Genomic DNA, 20669 nt, shown 5'->3' with positions numbered 1-20669 from the left:
GTGGGCCTACGAGTTGCGGCGCGGTGACGGAACGGCTGGGTTCAGGCCGTGAAGCCTTCCCGCCTGCGCGGCTGGCTTCTGGCCCTCCCCCCGGTCCTCTTCATCCTGTTGCTGCTGGTGCTGCCGCTGGGCCGCACCCTGGCCGAGGGCGGCGTGAACCTGGGGGTCTGGCGCGACCCCTACTTCCTGGGACGGCTGGCCTGGACGGTGGGGCAGGCGACCGTGACGGCCCTGATCGCGCTGGCGGTGGGCGGTCCCCTCGCCTACCTGCTGTCGCGCTACGCGGTGCCGGGCAAGGCGCTGCTGTTGCGCCTGCTGCTGCTGCCCTTCGTGACACCGACGCTGGTGGCGGTGCTGGGCCTCACCGCCCTGCTGGGGCCGCGCGGCTGGCTGACCGGGCCGCTGGGCCTCGACCTGGACGGCACGCCCGCCCTGCTGATCCTGGGAAACCTCTTTTTCAACCTGCCGGTGATGGTGCGGCTGGGCTACGGCGGCTTCTCGCGGGTGCCGCCCAATCTGATCGGCGCGGCGCGGACGCTGGGCGCGTCGGGGCTGCGGGCGGCGCTGACAGTGGCCCTGCCGCTGGCGCTGCCGGGCCTCGCGGCGGGGTTCATCCTGGTGTTCCTGTACTCGGCGCTGAGTTTCGGGCTGCCGCTGGCGCTGGGAGGCGAGCGGTACGCGACGCTGGAGGTAGAAATCTACACCCTGACCGCCTACCAGCTCCGGCTGAGCGAGGCCAGCGCCCTCATCGCGGGGCAACTCGTGCTGACGCTGGCCGCGACTTGGGCGTATGTGGGCCTGACTCGCGGCGGAGTTGGGGTGCCCGCGCCCAGTCTGCCCGGTGCGCGGGGCGGAGCGGCGGTCCTGCTCTGGACCCTCGTCACCGCCGTGGTGCTGATCTGCTTCGGGCCATTGCTGGCCGTGGTGGGGCGCGGTCTGCTGGGGTCGGGCGGGCCGACGCTGGGGTACTGGCGGGGCGTCCTCACCGATCCGGACACGCCGCTGCTGCTGGGAAACACCGTCCGTTTCGGGCTGCTGGCGCTGGTGGGCGCGGCGCTGCTCGGCACGCTCCACGCGGTCGGCGCGTGGCTGGCGCGGTCGCGCACCCTCGATCTGCTCTCGCTGCTGCCACTGATGGTGTCGCCGGTCAGCCTGGCGGTGGGCTATCTGCTGGCCTACCCGGCATTGTCGGCCACGCTGCCGATGCTGATCGCGGCGTACACGCTGCTGGGATTTCCGCTGGTCACCCGCAGCCTGCTGCCCGCGCTGCGCGCCCTGCCGCCGCGCACGCTGGAAGCGGCCCGCACCCTGGGGGCCGGTCCCCTCGCGGCGCACCGCACGGTCACGCTACCCCTCACGCTCCCGGCGCTGCGGGGGGGCGCGGCGCTGGCCCTCGCCACCGTCCTGGGCGAGTTCGGCGCGACGCTGGTGCTGACGCGGCCCGAGTGGGCGACCCTGAGCGTCGGCCTCTACGCACGCCTGGGCCGCCCCGGCGAGCGCAACCTGGGCGAAGCCTGCGCGCTGGCCACCGTGCTGCTGCTCCTCGCCGCCCTCAGCTTCACCCTGCTGGACGGCGGCGAGGGGGAAGTGACGTAATAGAAATGTCATACACTGTCAGACGAGAGGTGCAAGATGCGTGTGAAACTCAGCAAGCACGGCAACAGCCTGGGCTTCGTGGTGCCCGCCAGCGTGGTGCGGGAAGGCGGGCTGGAGGCGGGGCAGGAATATGAGCTGGAGCTGGCGGAAAATGGCGGGTTGCGCCTCCTGCCCAGCCACCGCCCCGTCTGGCGACCCGATATCAGTCTTGATGAACTGCTGGCAGGCTTGCCAGAGGAACCCCTGAAGTACGAGGACATCCCCGAGTACAGACCGGTGGGCCGGGAGCTGGACTGGTGAACGCCCCGGAGAGGGGACAACTGACCTGGGTGTCCTTTGACCCCAGTCTGGGCCATGAGCAGGGAGGTCGCCGCCCGGCCCTGGTGGTGAGCAATACCCGTTACAACGAGCGGACTGGACTCATGATCTGTATGCCGGTCACATCGCGGGCAAAAGGGTATACCTCGGAAATCGCGCTCCCCGAGACGCTGATCACCCGGGGCGTGGTGCTGGCCTCACACATTTACACGCTGGACTGGCAGGCGCGCGACGTTCAGGCGATTGAAGACGTTCCCCCCGAGGTTCTGGCGGCAGCCCTGCAACGCCTGGCCGTCATTCTTCTCCAATGATCCCAGCCGCCCTCGCCCTTCACCACCTTTCCAAACACTTCGGGCCGACCGTAGCGGTGGACGACGTGTCCCTCAACGTTGGCGCGGGCGAAACCGTCGCGCTCCTCGGCCCCAGCGGTTGTGGCAAGAGCACCGTGCTGCGCTGCGTGGCGGGTCTGGAACGCCCGGATGCGGGCCGCATCTGCATCGGAGGCCGGGACGTGACCACCCTCCCGCCGGAAGCGCGGCACGTCGGGCTGGTGTTTCAGGATTACGCCCTCTTCCCGCACCTGAGCGTGCTGGGCAACGTCGTCTACGGTCCCCGGATGCGCGGCGCGGGGCGGGCGGAAGCCCAGAGGCGGGCGCGGGAGGCGCTGGCCCTGGTCGGTCTGGAGCCGCTGGCGGGGCGCCGGACCACCGAACTCTCGGGCGGGCAGGCGCAGCGGGTGGCCCTGGCACGGGCGGTGGCGACGGGTGCGCCGCTGCTGCTGCTCGACGAGCCGCTCAGCAACCTGGACGAGCAGCTCCGGGCGCGGCTCAGGGGCGACCTGCGCGAGTTGTTCGCGCGGCTGCGGGCGGGCGTGCTGCTGGTCACCCACGACCAGCGGGAGGCGCTGGCGGTGGCCTCGCGCGTGGCGGTGATGCGCGCGGGGCGGCTGGTGCAGGTGGGCGCGGCCCAGGAGGTGTTCGCCCGGCCCGCGACCGCCTGGGTGGCGGCCTTCCTGGGGCACGCGAACGTGCTGCCGGGGCCGGACGGCCTGGCCCGCCTCATTCCCGAGGACGCCGTGCGGCTGGGCGTGGGAGACGCCTTTGCGGTCACGGCGCGGCAGACGACCGACACCGGGACCGAAGTGACCGTGGCGCACCCCCTCGGCCCCCTCACGCTGCACCTGAGCGCGCGAGAGGCGGAGGACATCCACGCGCAGACGCTGCGCCTGACCGTGGACCCGGCCCGCGTGCTGACGCTCCCCGATGACCGGGAGAGGCCGTGACCGCCTGGCTGCTGGTCGGCGGCCGCCTGGTCGTGACGCCCGCGCTGCTGGCCCTCCCCCGCCCCGACTTCGTGGTGGCCGCCGACGGGGGAGGAAGGCACGCGGCGGCGCTGGGCGTGCGGGTGGATGCCTGGGTGGGCGACTTCGATTCGTCGGACGGCCTGCACCTGAACGCTCCCCGCGAGGTCCACCCGGCCGCCAAGGACGAGACGGACGCCGAACTCGCCGTGCGCGCTGCCCGCGAGCGGGGCGCCACCGAACTGATCTTCCTGGGCGCTTTCGGGGGCCGTTTCGACCATACGGCGGCGCTGGCCCTGGGCAGCCTGCGCCTCGCGCGGGAGGGACTCGGGATCATCCTGCACAGTGGCGACGAGAGCGGGTACCCCCTCCTCCCCGGCGCGGACGTGCGCCTCGACCTGCCACCCGGTACGACCCTCAGCGTGCTCGCCGTCAGCGACCTGCACGCCCTGAGCCTCAGCGGCACCCGCTGGCCCCTCCACGACGCGGACGTCCCGCTGGGCAGCGGCTGGACGGTCAGCAACGAGGCGGCAGGCGGCCCAGTCACCGCCTCGCTTCAGCAGGGGCTGGCACTGGTCACGGTGCTGTGGCCTGCTGGGTAGCAGACCGGTCAGAGCGTGTCTGAACAGAAGGCTTGAAGATTCCGACGGACCTCTGACGCCAGGCCCCTCACCCCCACCCGGCCTCTCGCGGTGCGAGCTGTGCCAGTCTCCTCAAGACGCCTGATGTGCAAGGCAGGCCGGGCAAGCAGGAGCATTTTTCTTGTTTGGTACGAGGGCGAGCTTCGCTTGCCGCCCCTCTCCCCAACCCTGCCAGTCCCCCGCAAGGAGCTGAGTGATGCATGTCAGTCTCTGATCAAGAAGAAACGACGTGTGGAGCGATAAAGAAACTCCTCCCCCTTGAGGGGGGAGGTTGGGTGGGGGTGAACGGGCCGGGCATAGAGAGGCCAATGGATGACCGAATGCCTGGCCCGTTTTGAGGGCAGCCTGGCGGCTGCCACCCCCCTCCCAGCCTCCCCCGCAAGGGGGGAGGAGCAGCAAACGCAAGACGCCTTGACCCCAGCCAAAGCTGAAGCGCCCTATCGTTTGTCTTTTCAAAATTCTGGAGGGGATGGCCAAGTTCCACCTTCCCAGTGTGCAGGCCTAGCACAGGAGCTTTTGGGCCGCAGGCCCGCAGCCGCCCGGTGGAGATCAACAAGTTCCAGGCAGGAACCGTCACTGCCCAACACAAAGCCGCCGCTCAACGAGTCCCCCTTTGCCGAGCGCAGCGGAAAGCTCCCCCTGCCCCCGGCGGGGGGGAGGGGGCTGGGGGGTGGGGGGAATGCCTTCCAACTCTACCGCCCCACCAGGGCAGCCCGCCTTTCCAACTTGCCGCACAGAGAGAAGGGGCTGCCTCCCACCCGCCCCTCCTTCTCCGAACCCTTCCTGTCAGGGTGTGGGCGGGCAGGCCGCCACACCAGTCCGCACGCCGCGAGTGAAGCGGCAGCCGTAGTTGGGATCAGCGACGGTGGCCGGGGTCAGCACATCGTCCCCGGCAGGCTTCACCCCCGTTTTCTGCCAGGTCACCAGATCGTTGAACGCCTCCACGATCTCAGGCCCGGTGAACTCGCAGTGCCCGGCCGCGCGGATGGCCCGCTGCACCAGGCGGTCGCCGTTGCCGTTCGCCAGCGCGGCCAGGCGGTACTTCTGCTGATGCGCGAACGGCACGTAGAAGTCGCCCAGGGTGTGCATGGTCAGCACCGGCACGCTGAATTCACCGTTGATGCGGGGAATCCAGCGCAGGCCGCCGGGACGCGCGGCATTCGCGTTCGGATCGGCCTTCACCCGCAGGATGGCGTTGTTGAAAGCCACCTCGGCGGGCGTGGGGGTGGCCCCGGTCGTCCAGCGGTACATGACACCCACGTTGCCGTAATAGTTCTTGTTCAGGATGCCGTTCACCGTCCCGTCGGAGCCGCCCGTGCTGAACACCGCGTTCTGGTAGGCCGCGAGGCGGAAGCCCTGCTCGAAGACGGGACGGTTCCCGCCGGTGAGGTTGCGGGCGATCTCGCGCAGCTTCGTGCCCTGCCCGGCGTTTTCCTGCCAGATGGGGCCAGACGTGTCGGTGAACAGCGCGGCCTTGATGTCGGGCAAGATGGCCTGGTAGTCGGACTGCGGGTAGCTCTGGGCACCCAGCCCGGCGAGTTGCGCGGCGGCCAGCGTGTAGTCGCCCAGCCACTGGAACTCGTACTCCTCGTCCATCACGCCGCACAGTGGCAGGGCGGCGGCGTAATTGACCTTGTTGCGCTCGTTGTCGAGCGTTTCCTTCTCGACGGCGGCCCCGGCGATATGCCCGCCCATCGACACGCCCATGATCAGGTACTTGCTCGGCGCGGCGTACTTTCCGCCCGTCAGGCTGCCGAAGGCCAGCGCCAGCGCGTTGGTGTCCTCCACCCCGGCCCGCACGTCGTAGTAGTTGGCGGAATAGCTGCTGGCCGCCCAGGCGTACCCCTGGCTAAGCAGGGACTGGCGGATGGAGGGGGGCCCGACCGTCAGGTTCTCGCCCGTGCCCGCGTAGCCGTGCGCGTACATCACCAGCGTGCCGTTCCAGTTGTCCGGCACCTCGATCAGGTAACTCGCTGGCCCCTGAAGCCCCGCGTACTGCCCCTTGTAGAGGGTCGCGCCGGGCACCGAGGCAAGGGTTGGCTCCACCGCCTTGAAGGTCCGCGTGTCCTGCGCGCGTGTCTCGGCGGCGGGCGTGGGCGTGGTACTGCAACTGGCCAGCGCCAGGCCGCAGCCGAGCAGGGTCAGGGCGTGGACGGGACGGACGGACCAACGGCTCTTCGTACCGGTCATGAGGCCTCCAGCAAAAGAAGGGGAAGGCGGGCTGGGCACAGACGCACAGCCGGGCAGAACCACGCTCATCACTCGCTCAGGGAGAAAACATCCGTATTTAAGGGCGCCCGTGGGGTCCGTGTCAACCCACTGTGTCAACCCAATGGGCGGTGCCTTTCCGCCGGGAACCCCGTCCCCCCTCCCCTCGTACTCTGGAGGCATGAGACGACGTGGAACGGGTTGCGGTTGCCTGGGGTGTGGGGGCGGCACCCTGCTGGTGCTGGTGGTGCTGGGGGCGCTGGCGTGGTTCCTGGTGATCCAGCCCGCCCGGGCCTTTCTGGAGTCCTGGCGCACGCCCGCCCAGACGCAGACGCAAACGCAGACCCAGACAGGCAGCGGGACAGGCACAGCGTCACCCACTCTGCCCGGCAACGGCACCGTCACCCCGCCCACGCCCACCGGCAACGTGAACGCGCCGGTCACCCAGGCGGACGTGCAGCGGTTCGTGCGAGTGCGCCGCGATATCCGGACCGCGCTGGGAGATAGTTTCACGGGCCTCCAGCAGGTCTGGACCGAAATCCAGAACGGGCAAACGCCCAATGTCCTGACGGTCGTCGGTGTGCTGCGCGACGCGGGCAGCGCCATTGGCCGCGCCCGTCAGGCCGAGGCCGCCGCCCTGGCCCGCGAAGGCCTCAGCCCCGAACGCTACGCGGTCATCCGCAGCACCGTGAACCGTGCCCTGGGCGTCCCCAATGTGGACTTCGCCCGCGCCGCCGAGGCGCTCCAGCAGGGCCGCTTCCCCGACCTGAACACCACCGTCCAGACCGCCACCCCCGAAGAACGCGCCCTGGTCGCGCCTTACCGCACCGAGTTGACCGAGACGGCGGCGTTGGGGCTGCTGGGGCTCTAGGGGCAGCCATCCGCAGGGAACGCGAACGCTGGGGCTTTCCCTGCTTTTCTCGTGTCAGTCTTCCGGGCCGCGACCCCGGGGCCTTCGAGTAGGGCAGGCAGGGCAGCGAAGCCGGATACGTCAGCGGAGCAGGCGTCCTCAGCGGGGGTCAGGCCTTTCACCTCGGCACCCACCCAAAGTGTCGCTTCCCTCCCCGCGTGCCCTCATCAGGTTGCCGTAAGGTGGGCGGCATGACGACGCAGTCCCTTCCTTCCACCACCCGGTCCGAGGCGCTGTTCGCCCGCGCCAAGGCCGTGACCCCCGGCGGCGTGAACAGCCCGGTCCGCGCCTTCAAGAGCGTGGGCGGCACCCCGCGCTTCATCCGCGAGGCCCACGGCGCGTACCTGACGGACGTGGACGGCAACCGCCTGCTGGACTACATCGGCTCCTGGGGACCGATGATCCTGGGCCACGATCACCCGGCGGTGCGGGAGGCGGTCGCGGCGGCCCTCACGCGCGGCACCAGCTTCGGCGCCCCCAGTGATGGCGAGGTGCGCCTGGCCGAGACGGTCACGCGCCTAACCGGGGTGGACCGCGTGCGCTTCGTGAACAGCGGCACCGAGGCCACCATGAGCGCCCTGCGGCTGGCCCGGGGCTTTACCGGACGCAAGTACATCGTGAAGTTCCGCGGCAACTACCACGGCCACGCCGACGGCCTGCTGGTGGAGGCAGGCAGCGGCCTGCTGACGAACACGGAAGGGACGCTGGGCCAGGCCGCCCCCAGCAGCGCGGGTGTGCCCGAGGAATACGCCCGGCTGACGCTGGTCAGCGAGTACAACGCCCCTGCGGCGCTGGACGCCCTGCTGGCGGAGCGCGGCCACGAGATCGCGGCGGTGATCTTCGAGCCGGTGGTGGGCAATGCGGGCGTGCTGATTCCCACGCCGGAATTCCTGGCCGCCCTGCACCGTGTCCGCGACCGGGGCGCCCTCCTGATCGTGGACGAGGTGATGACCGGCTTCCGCCTCTCGCTGCGCGGCGCGACGGGCCTGCTGGGCCTGACGCCCGACCTGACCTGCTGGGGCAAGATCATCGGCGGCGGCCTGCCGGTGGGCGCCTACGGTGGGCGCGCGGACGTGATGGACTTCGTCTCGCCCCAGGGGCCGGTGTACCAGGCGGGCACCCTGAGCGGGAACCCCCTGGCGATGGCGGCGGGCCTCGCCACGCTGGAGGTGCTGGAGGGTGACCCCGGCATCTACACGCGGCTGGAAGCCTACACGGCGGAACTGGCCGCGGGCCTGAAGGCAGCGGCGCAGAGAGCGGGCGTGCCCCTCAGCGTGAACCAGATCGGTTCGATGCTGACGGCCTTTCATCAGGAAGCACCGGACGGCTCCATCCGCACCTATACGGACGCGGCGCGCAGCGATACCGGGGCCTTTGCCGCCTGGTTCCAGCAGATGCTTGGTCAGGGCATCTACTGGGCGCCCTCTCAATTCGAGAGCATTTTCGTCAGTGCCGCCCATACCGGCGCGGAACTGAACGCGACGCTGGACGCCGCCCATACCGCTTATGCCTACCTGGGAGGAAACGCATGACGCAGCTTCAGCAGTCCCGAGACGTGGTTCGTGTCCTGAAGGAGAACAAGGTCATCGCGGTGGTCGGCTTTCACCACGACCCGATGAAGCCCGCCTATTACGTGCCGGAGTACATGCACCGTCAGGGCTACACCATCATCCCCGTGAACCCGGCGCTGGCGGCCCGCGGCCAGAGCTTCTTCGGCCACAGGGCGGTGGCCACTCTGGCCGAGATCACCGTGCCCGTAGACGTGGTGGAGATTTTCCGCCGCAGCGACAAGGTGCGCGACCACCTGAACGACATCCTGAACATGCGCCCCCCGCCGAAAGTCGTGTGGATGCAACTGGGCATCCGCGACGAGGCCACCGCCCGCACCCTCACCCAGCACGGCATCGACGTGATTCAGGACCGCTGCATGCTGGCAGACCACCGGGCGCTGTTGTAGGGAGCGGTCAGCTTTCAGCAATCAGCCGTCAGCAAGGAGGGCTTGGAGCCATAACCTCTGAGGTCTGAATCCATCAGAACACCAGAGCATTTGTGCTCGCCATCCGGCTCAGCCTCAAAGCTCATGTCCCCTACGGCTGACGGCTGAAAGCTCCTACAGCAGGATCACCTCCACCTCCTCCCCCGCCTGCACCGCTCCCCCCTCCGGCACCACCACCAGCGCATTCGCGTCACTCAGCGACCGCAGCACCCCGCTCCCCTGCTTCCCGTAGTCATACACCTGCCCCTCGCGCAGAACCCCGCGCCAGAAGGCGGTCTTGTCCGGCAGGCCGCGAAAGGGTGTGGCCGCACGCAGCCGGAGCGTCTGCACCGGTTGCCCCGTCAGCGCCGGGCGGACGATCACCTGAAACACGACCAGGCTGCTGACCGGATTGCCCGGCAGGCCGAACACGGGGAGGCCATTCCAGCCGCCCAGCAGCGCGGGTCCGCCGGGCCGCATCCGCACCTTCCAGAAGGCGACCCGGCCCCGCTCCAAGAGCAGATCCCGCATGAAGTCATAGCGGCCCATGCTCACGCCCCCGCTGGTGAGTAGTACGTCCGCCCCTCCCGCCGCCTCGATGGCCCGCGCGAGTGCCTCCGGGCTGTCTGGCGCGTGGCCGAGGGGCAGCACCTCACAGCCGCACTCTTCCAGCATCGCGTGCAGCCCGTAGCGGTTGCTGTCGTACACCTGGCCGGGCCGGAGAGGCCGCCCGGGTTCGATCACCTCGTCTCCCGTGGAGAGGAGCGCGACCCGCGGGCGGCGGCGGACCGGAACCTCAGCGTGACCGAGGGCTGCCGCCAGCGCCACACGAGCTGGAGTCAGCAGGACACCCGGCCGCAGCACGGCCTCCCCCACCCGGAAATCGCCGCCCTCCTGCCGCACGTCCGCCGCACTGGCGGGCCGGGCGAGCAGGACATGGTCCGGGCCGTCATCCCTGAGCTGCTCGACCGGACCGATGGCGTCCGTGCCGCTCGGGAGGGGCGCACCTGTGTAAATCCGGACGCACTCGCCGGAGCCGACCGTCCCCACGAAGGGCACGCCCGCCCGGCTCTCCCCCACCACCCGGAGCCGGACGGGTGCGCCGGGCGTGGCGGTCAGCGTATCCGCCTCCCGGGTGGCGATGCCGTCGAGAGCACTCTCGGTGGCACTGGGGTGGCTGACGAGGGCCTGAAGGTCGGCGGCCAGGGTTCGCCCGCGTGCCCGGGCCAGCGGTACGGTTTCGGTCCCGGGGTCGGGCAGCAGCGCGGCCAGCAGCGCGCGCGCCTGCTGAACGCTGACGTGCATGGGGAAGTCGGGGCGGATGGAGGTCATAGGGGCAGCATAGGCCCAGGCGGGACAGCTCCATCGGTTAAGCGTTGGGTCAGGCGTGGCATCCCGCTTACCGGCAGATGAGAGGGTAGACTCCTAGGGCAAGCCCGAGATTTCCCGAAGCCCTCAAGGAACGGAGAACGCACATGAACATCACCCAGGACAAGGTCGTCGAACTCGATTACGTGCTCAAGGTGGACGGCGAGGTCGTGGACCGCAGCGAGCCGGGCGATCCCCTCGTCTACCTGCACGGCCACAGCAACATCATCCCGGGCCTGGAACGCGCTCTGGAAGGCAAGAAGGCCGGGGACAGCCTGCACGTGACCGTCCAGCCCGAGGACGGCTACGGCGAGCGCGACGAGGACAACGTCGAAACCCTAGACCGCAGCGACTTCGACGACGAGGTGGAGGTGGGCGCCACCTACTACGCCCAGGCCGAAGACGGCAGCGTGCTGCCCTTCACCGTCGTGGGCGTCGAGGGTGACCAGGTGCAGGTGGACTTCAACCCCCCGCTGGCCGGACAGGTCCTCAACTTCGACGTGACCGTGCGGAACGTCCGCGACGCCACGCCCGAGGAACTGGAACACGGGCACGCGCACGCGGCGGGGATGCACGAGCACGAGTGAAGGGGTGAGTGGTTAGGCGTTCGTGGAAAAAGAGGAAGGTGGGCTACTCCAGCCAGAGTGCCCCACCTTCTTTTTTGGCTGATAGTTGAACGCTCCCCTACACCCGCGCCGCTGCCCGCTCCGCCAGCACGTCCACCAGATGGGCGCGGTACTCGGGGCTGGCGAAGCGGTCACCGAGGAGATTGCCCGGGTCCACCAGTCCCGTTCCGACCGGCTGACCGCTGTTGAGGCGTTCTTCCAGCGTGGGCAGGCGCTCGGCCTTCTCGCCCGCCCCAGTGTAGGCGGCGCGAATCTGGCCGTTCGCGTCCCGGACGACGGCCACGCCGACAATCGCGTAGTGGCTGGCCGGGTGCTTGAACTTCTCGTAGGCGCTCGCCTGGACCGTGGCCGGAATGCGGATGTGGGTCAGGAGTTCGCCAGGCTGCACCGCGCTCTCGAACATGCCCAGGAACATCTGATCGGCGGGGACGACGCGCTCGCCCTGTGGCCCACGGATCACGAACTCCGCGCCAAGGGCGAGGGCCGCCGCCGGGTAGTCCGCGCTGGGGTCGGCGTGCGCCAGCGACCCGCCGATGGTGCCCCGGTTGCGGACCATCGGGTCCCCGACCTCGTAGGCCACCTCGGGAAAGAGCGGCAGGTCAGAACGCAATACGTCCGCGTGCGTGGTCATCGCGCCCACCACGAACCAGTCCCCCTCGCGCCGGATGCCCTTCAGTTCCTCGATGCCCCACACGTCGAGCAGAGCGGGCGGCTGCGCCAGCCGCAGCTTCATGGCCGGGAGCAGCGAGTGGCCCCCCGCGATCACCTTCACATCGGGATTGGCCGCCATCATCGCCAGCGCCTCAGCGACGCTGGTAGCCTTCTGATAGTCGAAATTGGCTGGGTACATGTGTGCCTCCCTTCGGTCGGCGTCTAACCGTCTGACGGTCTAACGGCCAAAAGAGGCGCTGCCGTTCGACGGTTAGACCGTTTGACCGTCTAGATCCTCTTCAATCGTCCGCCGCCTGCCCCATCCCCCCGCGCGCTTCCCGAATCGCGCGCCAGACCTTCTCGCTGGTGTAGGGCATGTCGAGGTGCTTGATGCCGTACTCGTGCCAGAGGGCGTCCATCACGGCGTTGGCGACGGCGGCGGTGCTGGCAATGGTGCCCGCCTCCCCGATGCCCTTCACGCCGAGGGGATTGTGGGGGCTGGGGGTGACGGTGTGCCCCGTCTGGAAGTTGGGGAGGTCGTCGGCACGGGGCACGGCGTATTCCATGAACGTCCCGGCCAGGAGGTTGCCGTCGTCGTCGTAGGCGGCCTCTTCCCAGAGGGCCTGCCCGGCGCCCTGCGCGATACCGCCGTGCACCTGTCCCTCAACGATCAGCGGGTTGATCAGGGGGCCACAGTCGTCCACGGAGCCGTAGCCGCGCAGCTTCACCTTGCCGGTGTCGGTGTCGATCTCGACCACCGCGATATGCGTTCCAAAGGGATACACGAAGTTCTTGGGATCGTAGAAGGCGGTCGCTTCCAGCCCCGGCTCCATCCCGTCGGGCAGGCTGTGAGCGAGGTACGCCATCAGGGCCACGTCGAAGAAGGTCTTCTGCTGGGAGGGCGCCCCCTTCACCCGGAACACGCCGCCTTCATGTTCGATGTCCTCCTCGGAGACTTCGAGCAGGTGCGCGGCGATCTTCTTGGCCTTGGCCTTGACCTTGCCCAGGGCCACTTTCAGGGCGCTGCCGCCGACCGCCGCCGAGCGGCTGCCGTAGGTACCCCAGCCGTAGGGCATCCGGCCGGTGTCGCCGTGGATCAGCTCGATGTCCTCGATGGGAATCTGGAGTTCGTCGGCGGCGATCTGCGGGAAGGCGGTTTCATGGCCCTGCCCGTGGCTATGCGAGCCGGTGTACAGCTCCACCTTGCCGGTCGGGTGGACACGCACCAGCGAGCTTTCCCACTGCCCCGCCTGCGCCCCCAGTTGCCCGACCAGCGCGGAGGGCGCCAGGCCGCAGGCTTCCAGGAAGGAAATCAGGCCCACGCCCAGGATGTTGTTTGTCCCCTTGCGCCGCTCCTGCTCCTCGCGCAGCTCGCGGTAGTGCATCATCTCCAGCGCCTTGTCGAGCGCGGGTTCGTAGTTGCCGGAGTCGTAGACCAGCGCGACCGGCGTCTGGTACGGGAACTCGCCGGGCTGGATGAAGTTGATGCGGCGGAACTCGGCGGGGTCCATCCCGAGTTCGTGGGCCATCACGTCCACGGTGCGCTCGAGCAGGTACGTCGCTTCCGGACGGCCCGCGCCCCGGTAGGCGTCCACCGGGATGGTGTTGGTGACCACACCCGTGACCTTCGCGTGAATGGCCGGGAACTTGTACACGCCGTTGAGCAGTGTGCCGTACAGGTAGGTCGGCACGGCGGGCGCGAAGAGGGTCAGGTACGCGCCCAGGTTGGCGACCGTGTTCACGCGCAGGCCCAGCATCTTGCCGTTCTCGTCCACCGCCAGCTCAGCTTCGGACTCGTGGTCACGGCCCTGCATGTCGCTGACGAAGCTCTCGCTGCGCCGCGCGGCCCACTTGACCGGCTTGCCGAGCTTCTGCGAAGCCAGCATCACGATCACTTCTTCCTGGTACTGGAAGATCTTGGAGCCGAAGCCCCCGCCCACGTCCGGGCTGATCACCCGCAGCTTGTGTTCGGGGATGCCCATCACGAAGGCCGCCAGGATCAGGCGGTGGATATGCGGGTTCTGGGAGGTGGTGTAGAGCAGGTATTCCCCGCTGGCGGGCGTGAACTGCGCCAGTGAGGCGCGCGGCTCGATGGCGTTGGGGATCAGGCGGTGATTCCTGAGCTTCACCTTCACCGTCTTGTACGCCCGGTTGAAGGCCTCGTTCAGCGCCGCCTCGTCCCCGATCTCCCACCGGAAGGCGACATTGCCGGGGACATCGTCGTGAACCTGCGGCGATCCCTGCTCCAGGGCCGCACTGCCCAGCGCCACGGAGGGAAGGGCTTCATACTCCACGGCCAGCAGCGCGGCGGCGTCCTCCGCCTGTGCCCGCGTCTCGGCGATCACCGCCGCCACGATGTCCCCGACGTGGTTCACCTCGCCCCGCGCGATGGCGTGGTGGGCGGGCACCTTCAGGTCGGGCAGCAGCCACCCGACCGGGATGGGGCCGACGCCCGCCGCCTCCACATCCTCGCCCGTCAGCACGGCCACCACGCCGGGCAGCCCCTCCACGCTGCTCCTGTCGATGTTCGTGATCCGCGCGTGCGCGTAGGGGCTGCGGACCATCGCCGCGTGCAGCGTCCCCGGCAGCGTGAAGTCGTCGGTGTAGTGCCCGGTCCCGGTGATAAAGCGCGGGTCTTCCTTGCGCTTGAGGGCCTGGCCCATGTATTTGTCGGTTCGCTCGGTCATTGGGTTGCCTCCCGTTGGTCGGCGTCTAACGGTCCAACGGTCCAACCGTCGAACGGCAGCGCCTCTTTTGGCCGTTAGACAGTCAGACGGTTAGACCTTGAGACGCCCTTCAGTCGTCCGCCGCCTGCTCCCCCGCCGCCGCCGTCGCCTCCCGGATCGCCTGCGCCGCGTGCTCCACGGCCAGGACGATGTTGTGGTAGCCGGTGCAGCGGCAGTAGTTGCCTTCGAGGTGGTGGCGGATTTCTTCCTCGCTGGGGTGGGGGTTGTGCTTGAGGAGTTCGGCGGCGCTCATGATCATGCCGGGGGTGCAGAAGCCGCACTGGAGGCCGTGTTTCTCCCAGAAGCCCGCCTGGAGGGGGTGGAGGTCGGCGGGCGTGCCCATGCCCTCAATGGTGAGGACCTCCATCCCGTCGGCCTGCACCGCCAGCACGGTGCAGCTCTTGACCGCGTCGCCGTTCAGGTGAACCGTGCAGGCGCCGCACTGGCTGGTGTCGCAGCCGACGTGCGTGCCGGTCAGACCCAGGTCTTCGCGCAGGAAATGCACCAGCAGGGTGCGGGGCTCCACGTCGCGGGTATAGGGAAGGCCATTGACGTTCACGGTGATGTTCATGGCTGACCTCGTGTACGGGTACGGCGGCTACTCTCCTGCATGGTCCACCTCCGGGGTGCGGGTGTGCGGCGAGGTGTGGGGCTGGAACGGGTCCTGCACGCGCTCGGGGCGGGCCGGGCCTCCGCGTGGATTGTGTGTACCTCCCTATTCAAGCACGAAACCGCCTGCCCCGGGCGAAGGTTGGGATGAGGTTGGAGCCGGTGCTCACGGTCCCTTCAGGGTGGGAAACAACCCCGGCGCGTTGGTGTAGGGTGTACACTGTGACCACGACCGGAGGGCCACTCCGGGGGGTTGCCATGGGCAGGTCTTGCCCTGGACCCTACTCGTGAATTCGTTCACAGGAGCATTTGCATGAAGACCCTCATCCTCGGTGCTGGCTACGCGGGCCTCGCGGTGGCCACCAAACTGAAACCCACGCCCGGGCTGGAAGCCCTGCTGGTCGAGCAGAACAGCTTCCATACCTTCGAAACCCGCCTGCACGAGGCCGCCGCGCACAACACGCCGGTGACCCTGCCCCTCGCGCCGCTGCTGCGCGGCACCGGCGTGCACCTGGAGCAGGCCCAGGTCGAGGGCGTCAACCTCGACGAGCGCGAGGTCACCCTCAAAGATGGCCGGGTCCTCACCTACGACAAGCTGGTCGTGGGCCTCGGCTCGGTCACCAACTTCTACCGCATTCCCGGTCTGGCCGAGAACGCCGCCGAACTCAAGCAGCTCAGCGACGCCGACGAGATCTTCAACTTCATCAACCGCGTCTACAGCGGGGACTACCAGGGCCACCGCGACATCGTGGTGGGGGGCGCGGGCCTGACCGGCGTGGAACTGGTCACCGAACTCGCGCAGCGTTCCGAAGTGCTCAGCCGGGAGCGCGGCCTGCCGCCGGTCCAGATCTACCTGGTCGAAGCCGGTCCCAAGATTCTGCCGGTCCTCGACGACGCGCTGCGCGCCAAGGCCGAGAAGACCCTGCGCGACTACGGCATCCACATCCTGGTGGGCCACCGCATCACGGGTGCCACCGCCGACAGCGTGACCGTGCAGACCGCTGAAGGCCAGCAGCAGGTCATTCCCGCCGGGAAGATCATCTGGACGGGCGGCATCCAGGCCCGCGACATCGTGAAGGGCGAGCACCTGGAAAAAGGCCCCGGTGGGCGCATCGCGGTGGACGAGTACCTACGTGCCAAGAACTACCCCGACGTGTTCGTGATCGGTGACATGGCCCTGGCGCTGAACCAGGAAGGCAAGCCGGTGCCCACCACCGCCCAGCACGCCGGGCAGCAGGGCCGCCTGACCGGCAAGAACCTGATGCGTCTGGCCAAGGGCGAGCCGCTGGAACCCTACGAGCCGTCCACCCTGGGCGAGTTCGTCAGCTTGGGCGGCCTGATGGCGGTCGGCTGGATGAAGCTCCCCTGGAACCAGAAGCTCGCCATCACTGGCGGCCTCGCCCACGTGATGAAGCGCGCCTCGGAATGGCGCTGGCGGGCCAGCATTGAGTGAGGCGCCCGCACGCCTGTCTCACCGTCAAAAGGTCTAACGGTCTAAGGGGAGCCGCGTCCCGCGTGGCTCTCCTTTTCTTTTCCCCCGGTGGTCTGTCAGACCCTTGAATGGGCTGGCCCTTAGACTGCTTCCATATGGTGCGCGGTGATCTGGCGGTCTTCCCCTTTATGCCTGTCATGCAGATGCTGCTCTCCAGTGGGCGGGCGGGTCGGCTGAGCGTGGCCCACGCGCGGGGGGGCGAGCTGTGGTTCGAGCCGGGCGAGATCGTTCACGCGCGGGTGGGGGCGCTGAGCGGGGACGCGGCGCTGCAAGTGCTGAGCAGCCTGGACGGCGGGCAATTCGCGTTCGCGCCGGACGTGGTGCCCGGCGAGCGGACGCTGGCGCTGCGGCGGGACGCGGCCCTGCGCCGCCTGATCGAGGAAGGTGACGCCTGGGGCGGCCTGCTGCGGGTGTTCCCCGACTGGAACCGCCCCCTGCGCTTCACCGCCCGCTGGACCGAGGCGCAACCCGTGACCCGCCCGCAGTACGTGGCCCTCAGCCTGATTCCCGAGGGCCTGCCGCTCAAGACGCTGCTGGAACGCACCGGCCAGCCGCCGCGCGCCACGCTCGAAACGCTGCGGCCCTTCGTGACGGCGGGGCTGGTCGAGGTGGGCTGATCCCCAGCGGGTGCATGCATTCGCTGCCGCGCCGCCGTATACTGTCCAGGCAGTGACCGGGAGGAGTACCCGGAAGCGGCACCCACAGGGAGTTCTGGCCTGGATTGAGAGCCGGAACGGGAAGGCCGCCGGGGAAGGTCGCCCGCGAGCGCGAGGGCAGAACGGCCTGATTGCAGGCCCAGTAGAGCCTTCCGGGTTGCGCCCGACACAGCGCGAGGGGAGTGCCGCGCCCAGGGGGACGCGGAACGGCGGTGGTACCGCGGGACAGCGCAGAGAACGCCTCGTCTCGTCCGCATTCGGAGTTCAGGCTCCGGCGGGCGAGGCGTTTTGTTTTCCCGGCAGGAGGCAAGGAATGGTAACGTTCTACAGCAGTCAGGCGGAAGCGCGGGCCGACGCGGCGCAGCGGGGGCTGCGGGAAAAGGTCGTCTGCGTCGTTGTGGACGGCCCACGGGTACTGGTCTTTGAACATGAGGACGCGCCGGAGGCAGGCATGCAGCTTCCGGCGGGAGGCGTCGAGCCGGGGGAAACGCCCGCCGAAGCCGCCGTCCGTGAACTGCGCGAGGAATCCGGCCTGAACCTCAGCGGTCCCCAGCATGTCATCTCGTACCGCTGGGAAGCGCAACTGCCTGAGCGGTTCACGCGGCAGGTCTGCCACGCTTTTGCCTTCGCCAGCCCATCCCACCTGCCCACCACCTGGAACAGGCAGGCGGACGGCCACCCGTTCGCGTTCCGCTGGGCCAGGCTGGAGCAACCCGGCCTCGACTGGGAGATGGACGCCGCTTTACCGTACCTGACTACGACTTCCCCGGCTTGACAGGAGCCTCCACATGACGGACACACCCACGACCGACACGGCCACGCCCGATCTCCCGCAGGAGGCCGCCAGCGCGGTGGCCCTCGACAAGGCCTTCGACCCCGCCGCCATCGAACCCGCCTGGGCGGCCCGCTGGCGCAATGAGCCGTTCCGCGCCGACGCGAGCAGCGGCAAGCCGCCCTTCACCATCGTGATTCCGCCGCCCAACGTGACCGGCAACCTGCACCTGGGGCACGCGCTGGACAACACGCTGATCGACACCCTGATCCGTTACAAGCGCATGGCGGGCTTCGAGGCGCTGTACCTGCCCGGCACCGACCACGCGGGCATCAGCACGCAGGTGGTGGTGGAGCGGCAACTCCGCGAGCAGGGCGTGTCCCGCCACATGCTGGGCCGCGAGAAGTTTCTGGATCAGGTCTGGGAGTGGAAGGCCGAGTCCGGCGGCATCATCCTGAACCAGCTCACCCGCCTGGGCGTGAGCGCCGACTGGACCCGCGAGCGGTTCACGATGGACGAGGGCCTCTCCAAAGCCGTGCGCTACCAGTTCGTGAAGCTGTACCACGAGGGCCTGGCCTACCGGGGCGAGCGCATCGTGAACTGGGACCCGGCCTCGCAGACCACCCTCTCTGACCTGGAGATCGACCGCGAGGTCCGCAAGGGCAAGATGTATACCCTCTCGTACAAGCTGGAGGACGCCAGCACCCCGGCCAGCAACGGCGCGCCGGGCGAGATTCGCATCGCCACCGTGCGGCCCGAAACCATCTTCGCGGACCAGGCGATTGCCGTGCATCCCGAGGACGGGCGTTTCCAGCATCTGATCGGCAAAAAGGCGCGTATTCCCCTCACCGACCGCCTCATTCCGATCATTGCCGACGAGGCGGTGGAACGGGAGTTCGGCGTGGGCGCCCTGAAGATCACGCCCGCCCACGACCCGACCGACTTCGAGGTGGGTGAGCGGCACGGCCTCGCGCGCCCCAGCGTGATCGACCTGCAAGGCCACCTCACGTCCGACCTCGTGCCGGAACAGTTCCGGGGCCTGGAACGCTTCGCCGCGCGCAAGGCGGTGGTGAAGGCGCTGACCGAATCCGGCGATCTGATCGAGGAACAGGACCACGACACCGCCATCGGCCTCAGCGAGCGGACGAAGGTGCCGGTGGAACCCATCGTGAGTACGCAGTGGTTCGTCCACGTGAAGCCGATGGCCGAGCGCGTGCTGGCGGGGCTGGACGCGGGCGAGATCACGCTGACGCCGGAGCGGTATGGCAAGGTCAACCGCGACTGGCTGGAGAATATCCGCGACTGGAACATCTCGCGCCAGCTCTGGTGGGGCCACCAGATTCCCGCGTGGTACGACGAGGAGGGGAACGTCTACGTGCCCGACCCGGGCAACCCCGACCTCGACTGCGACCAGGACCCCCGCTACGCGCATCTGAACCTGCGGCGTGACCCGGACGTGTTCGATACCTGGTTCTCCTCGAATCTGTGGCCCTTCTCGACGCTGGGCTGGCCCGACACCGACTGCGAGGACTACCGCAAGTTCTACCCGACGCAGGTGCTGGTGACCGGCTACGACATCCTGTTCTTCTGGGTGGCGCGCATGGAGATGGCCGGATACGCGATGACCGGACAGGCCCCCTTCAGCACAGTGATGCTGCACGGCCTGTACCTCGACGCCAAGGGCCAGAAGATGTCCAAGAGCAAGGGGAACGGCATCGATCCCCTCGAACTCTTCGACCAGTATGGCGTGGACGCCTGCCGCTTCGCCTTTACCAGCCTGGCGACGGGTGGGCAGGACATCCGGCACGACCCCCGGCGCTTCGAGCAGGGGCGCAACTTTGCCAACAAGCTCTGGAACGCGGCCCGTTTCGCGCTGCTGCGCCTCGCGGAAGCCGCGCCGGGGCTCACGGGCGAGGACGACCTGACCCGCTATGTCCGCAGCGCCGTGAACGCGGCCGATCACCCACCCCTGCGGAGCGGTGAGGTTCTCGCCCAGCTTTCCACGCGGGGGGACCTCACGCTGGCCGACCGCTGGATCATCAGCCGCCTGAACGCGGTGACGGCGGAGGTGAGCGCGCAGCTCGACGAGTACGACATCGGCGCGGCGATTCGCACGCTGTACGCCTTCACCTGGGACGAGTTCTGCGACTGGTACATCGAGGCGGCCAAACCCGCCCTCGCCGCCGGACAACTGGGCACGCTCGCCACCCTCAAGGCCACGTTGGAGCACATCCTCAAGCTGCTGCACCCCTTCATGCCCTTCATCACCTCCGAGCTGTACGCCTCGCTGGGCCACCGCCGCCAGCTCGCGCTGCACACCTGGCCGCAGTTTGGCGCCAGGCTGCACGACGAGGGGGCCACCCGCGCCTTCGATGCCCTGCGCGCCGCCGTGAGCGCCGCCCGCAGCCTGAAGAACGAACTGGGCCTGTCGCCGCAGGACCGCCTGAACGTGGCCGTGGAGGGCGATCTGGCGGGCATCGTGCAGGAAAACGCCCGCGTGGTCGAGAGCATCGCCCGCGTGACGCTGGTGCCCGCGCTCGAAGGCCGCACCCTCTCTGCCGTCGAGCAGGGCGTGACCGTGCGCGCGCCGCTGGAAGGCACCGTGGACATCGCGGACTGGCTGGGCAAGCAGAAAAAGCGCCTCGCGGAACTCGACAAGCAGATCAAGCAGGCGCAGGGCAAGCTCGGCAACGCCGGGTTCGTGGCCCGCGCCCCCGCCGAGGTGGTGGAAGAAGAACGCCGCCGGGTGCAGGACTTCGGGGCGCAGAAGGAGCGGCTGGAGGCGGTGCTGGCGCAGTTCTGAGGGGTGAGGAGCGCCAGC

At 68.9% G+C, this 20669-nt stretch carries 18 protein-coding genes; 13 read left to right on the top strand and 5 right to left on the bottom strand.

Features of this window, described 5'->3' with window-relative positions; all coding sequences use genetic code 11:
• The first annotated feature begins 48 nt into the window (after nt 1–48).
• Genes E5F05_RS08385 through E5F05_RS08365 form a run of 5 tightly spaced genes read left to right on the top strand, consistent with a single transcriptional unit; the run spans nt 49 to nt 3816 of the window.
• A complete protein-coding gene (locus E5F05_RS08385; protein WP_129118182.1) occupies nt 49–1596 on the top strand; it encodes an ABC transporter permease in 1548 nt (515 codons plus the stop codon).
• Nucleotides 1597–1632: 36 nt separating this feature from the next.
• On the top strand, nt 1633–1896 hold the full coding sequence (locus tag E5F05_RS08380) for an AbrB/MazE/SpoVT family DNA-binding domain-containing protein (RefSeq protein WP_129118181.1): 264 nt from the start codon (nt 1633–1635) through the stop codon (nt 1894–1896).
• Nucleotides 1893–2225: a type II toxin-antitoxin system PemK/MazF family toxin gene (locus E5F05_RS08375; protein ID WP_129118180.1), complete on the top strand. Its 333-nt coding sequence runs from the start codon at nt 1893–1895 to the stop codon at nt 2223–2225. Before E5F05_RS08380 ends, E5F05_RS08375 begins: the two co-directional genes overlap by 4 nt.
• Entirely contained in the window at nt 2222–3196 is a 975-nt protein-coding gene (locus E5F05_RS08370) for an ABC transporter ATP-binding protein (protein WP_129118179.1), read from the top strand. Before E5F05_RS08375 ends, E5F05_RS08370 begins: the two co-directional genes overlap by 4 nt.
• A complete protein-coding gene (locus tag E5F05_RS08365; RefSeq protein WP_129118178.1) occupies nt 3193–3816 on the top strand; it encodes a thiamine diphosphokinase in 624 nt (207 codons plus the stop codon). Before E5F05_RS08370 ends, E5F05_RS08365 begins: the two co-directional genes overlap by 4 nt.
• 825 nt (nt 3817–4641) lie before the next feature.
• Here the strand turns inward: E5F05_RS08365 and E5F05_RS08360 are convergent.
• Nucleotides 4642–6045, bottom strand: coding sequence for an alpha/beta hydrolase family protein (locus E5F05_RS08360; RefSeq protein ID WP_129118177.1), 1404 nt, complete (start codon nt 6043–6045; stop codon nt 4642–4644).
• A 199-nt stretch (nt 6046–6244) separates the two neighbouring features.
• Between E5F05_RS08360 and E5F05_RS08355 the strand changes: the two genes are divergently transcribed.
• From E5F05_RS08355 to E5F05_RS08345, 3 genes are all read left to right on the top strand, one after another.
• A complete protein-coding gene (locus E5F05_RS08355) occupies nt 6245–6934 on the top strand; it encodes a hypothetical protein (protein WP_129118176.1) in 690 nt (229 codons plus the stop codon).
• Between the two features lie 230 nt (nt 6935–7164).
• The gene (gene hemL / locus E5F05_RS08350; protein ID WP_129118175.1) at nt 7165–8505 is read left to right on the top strand and encodes a glutamate-1-semialdehyde 2,1-aminomutase; all 1341 of its coding nucleotides are present in this window, start codon (nt 7165–7167) and stop codon (nt 8503–8505) included.
• Nucleotides 8502–8930 (top strand): CoA-binding protein, encoded by a 429-nt coding sequence (locus E5F05_RS08345; protein ID WP_129118174.1) that lies wholly within the window; start codon nt 8502–8504, stop codon nt 8928–8930. Before hemL ends, E5F05_RS08345 begins: the two co-directional genes overlap by 4 nt.
• Before the next feature lie 153 nt (nt 8931–9083).
• Here the strand turns inward: E5F05_RS08345 and E5F05_RS08340 are convergent, their stop codons facing one another.
• Nucleotides 9084–10280: a molybdopterin molybdotransferase MoeA gene (locus tag E5F05_RS08340; RefSeq protein ID WP_129118173.1), complete on the bottom strand. Its 1197-nt coding sequence runs from the start codon at nt 10278–10280 to the stop codon at nt 9084–9086.
• 143 nt (nt 10281–10423) lie between these two features.
• Between E5F05_RS08340 and E5F05_RS08335 the strand changes: the two genes are divergently transcribed.
• The gene (locus E5F05_RS08335; protein WP_129118172.1) at nt 10424–10903 is read left to right on the top strand and encodes an FKBP-type peptidyl-prolyl cis-trans isomerase; all 480 of its coding nucleotides are present in this window, start codon (nt 10424–10426) and stop codon (nt 10901–10903) included.
• Nucleotides 10904–11000: 97 nt separating this feature from the next.
• Here the strand turns inward: E5F05_RS08335 and E5F05_RS08330 are convergent, their stop codons facing one another.
• From E5F05_RS08330 to E5F05_RS08320, 3 genes are all read right to left on the bottom strand, one after another.
• Nucleotides 11001–11792 (bottom strand): FAD binding domain-containing protein, encoded by a 792-nt coding sequence (locus tag E5F05_RS08330; protein WP_129118171.1) that lies wholly within the window; start codon nt 11790–11792, stop codon nt 11001–11003.
• A gap of 100 nt (nt 11793–11892) precedes the next feature.
• Nucleotides 11893–14280 carry a xanthine dehydrogenase family protein molybdopterin-binding subunit gene (locus E5F05_RS08325; RefSeq protein ID WP_129118170.1) on the bottom strand — a complete coding sequence of 796 codons (2388 nt, stop codon included), beginning with the start codon at nt 14278–14280 and terminating at the stop codon, nt 11893–11895.
• Between the two features lie 109 nt (nt 14281–14389).
• The gene (locus E5F05_RS08320) at nt 14390–14890 is read right to left on the bottom strand and encodes a (2Fe-2S)-binding protein (RefSeq protein WP_129118169.1); all 501 of its coding nucleotides are present in this window, start codon (nt 14888–14890) and stop codon (nt 14390–14392) included.
• Nucleotides 14891–15241: 351 nt separating this feature from the next.
• On the opposite strand from E5F05_RS08320, the gene E5F05_RS08315 reads away from it, so the two are divergent.
• From E5F05_RS08315 to E5F05_RS08300, 4 genes are all read left to right on the top strand, one after another.
• Complete coding sequence (locus E5F05_RS08315) at nt 15242–16381, top strand: NAD(P)/FAD-dependent oxidoreductase (protein ID WP_129118168.1); 1140 nt, start codon at nt 15242–15244, stop codon at nt 16379–16381.
• A gap of 134 nt (nt 16382–16515) precedes the next feature.
• Nucleotides 16516–17037, top strand: a complete 522-nt coding sequence (locus tag E5F05_RS08310) for a DUF4388 domain-containing protein (RefSeq protein ID WP_129118167.1) — start codon at nt 16516–16518, stop codon at nt 17035–17037.
• 352 nt (nt 17038–17389) lie between these two features.
• Nucleotides 17390–17851: an NUDIX hydrolase gene (locus tag E5F05_RS08305; RefSeq protein WP_129118166.1), complete on the top strand. Its 462-nt coding sequence runs from the start codon at nt 17390–17392 to the stop codon at nt 17849–17851.
• 13 nt (nt 17852–17864) lie between these two features.
• A complete protein-coding gene (locus tag E5F05_RS08300; protein WP_129118165.1) occupies nt 17865–20651 on the top strand; it encodes a valine--tRNA ligase in 2787 nt (928 codons plus the stop codon).
• Nucleotides 20652–20669 lie beyond the last annotated feature (18 nt).

This window comes from Deinococcus metallilatus (assembly GCF_004758605.1).
Lineage (GTDB): Bacteria > Deinococcota > Deinococci > Deinococcales > Deinococcaceae > Deinococcus > Deinococcus metallilatus.
Note: the sequence above shows the minus strand (reverse complement) of the source record. Positions and strands in the feature narration are given on the sequence as shown.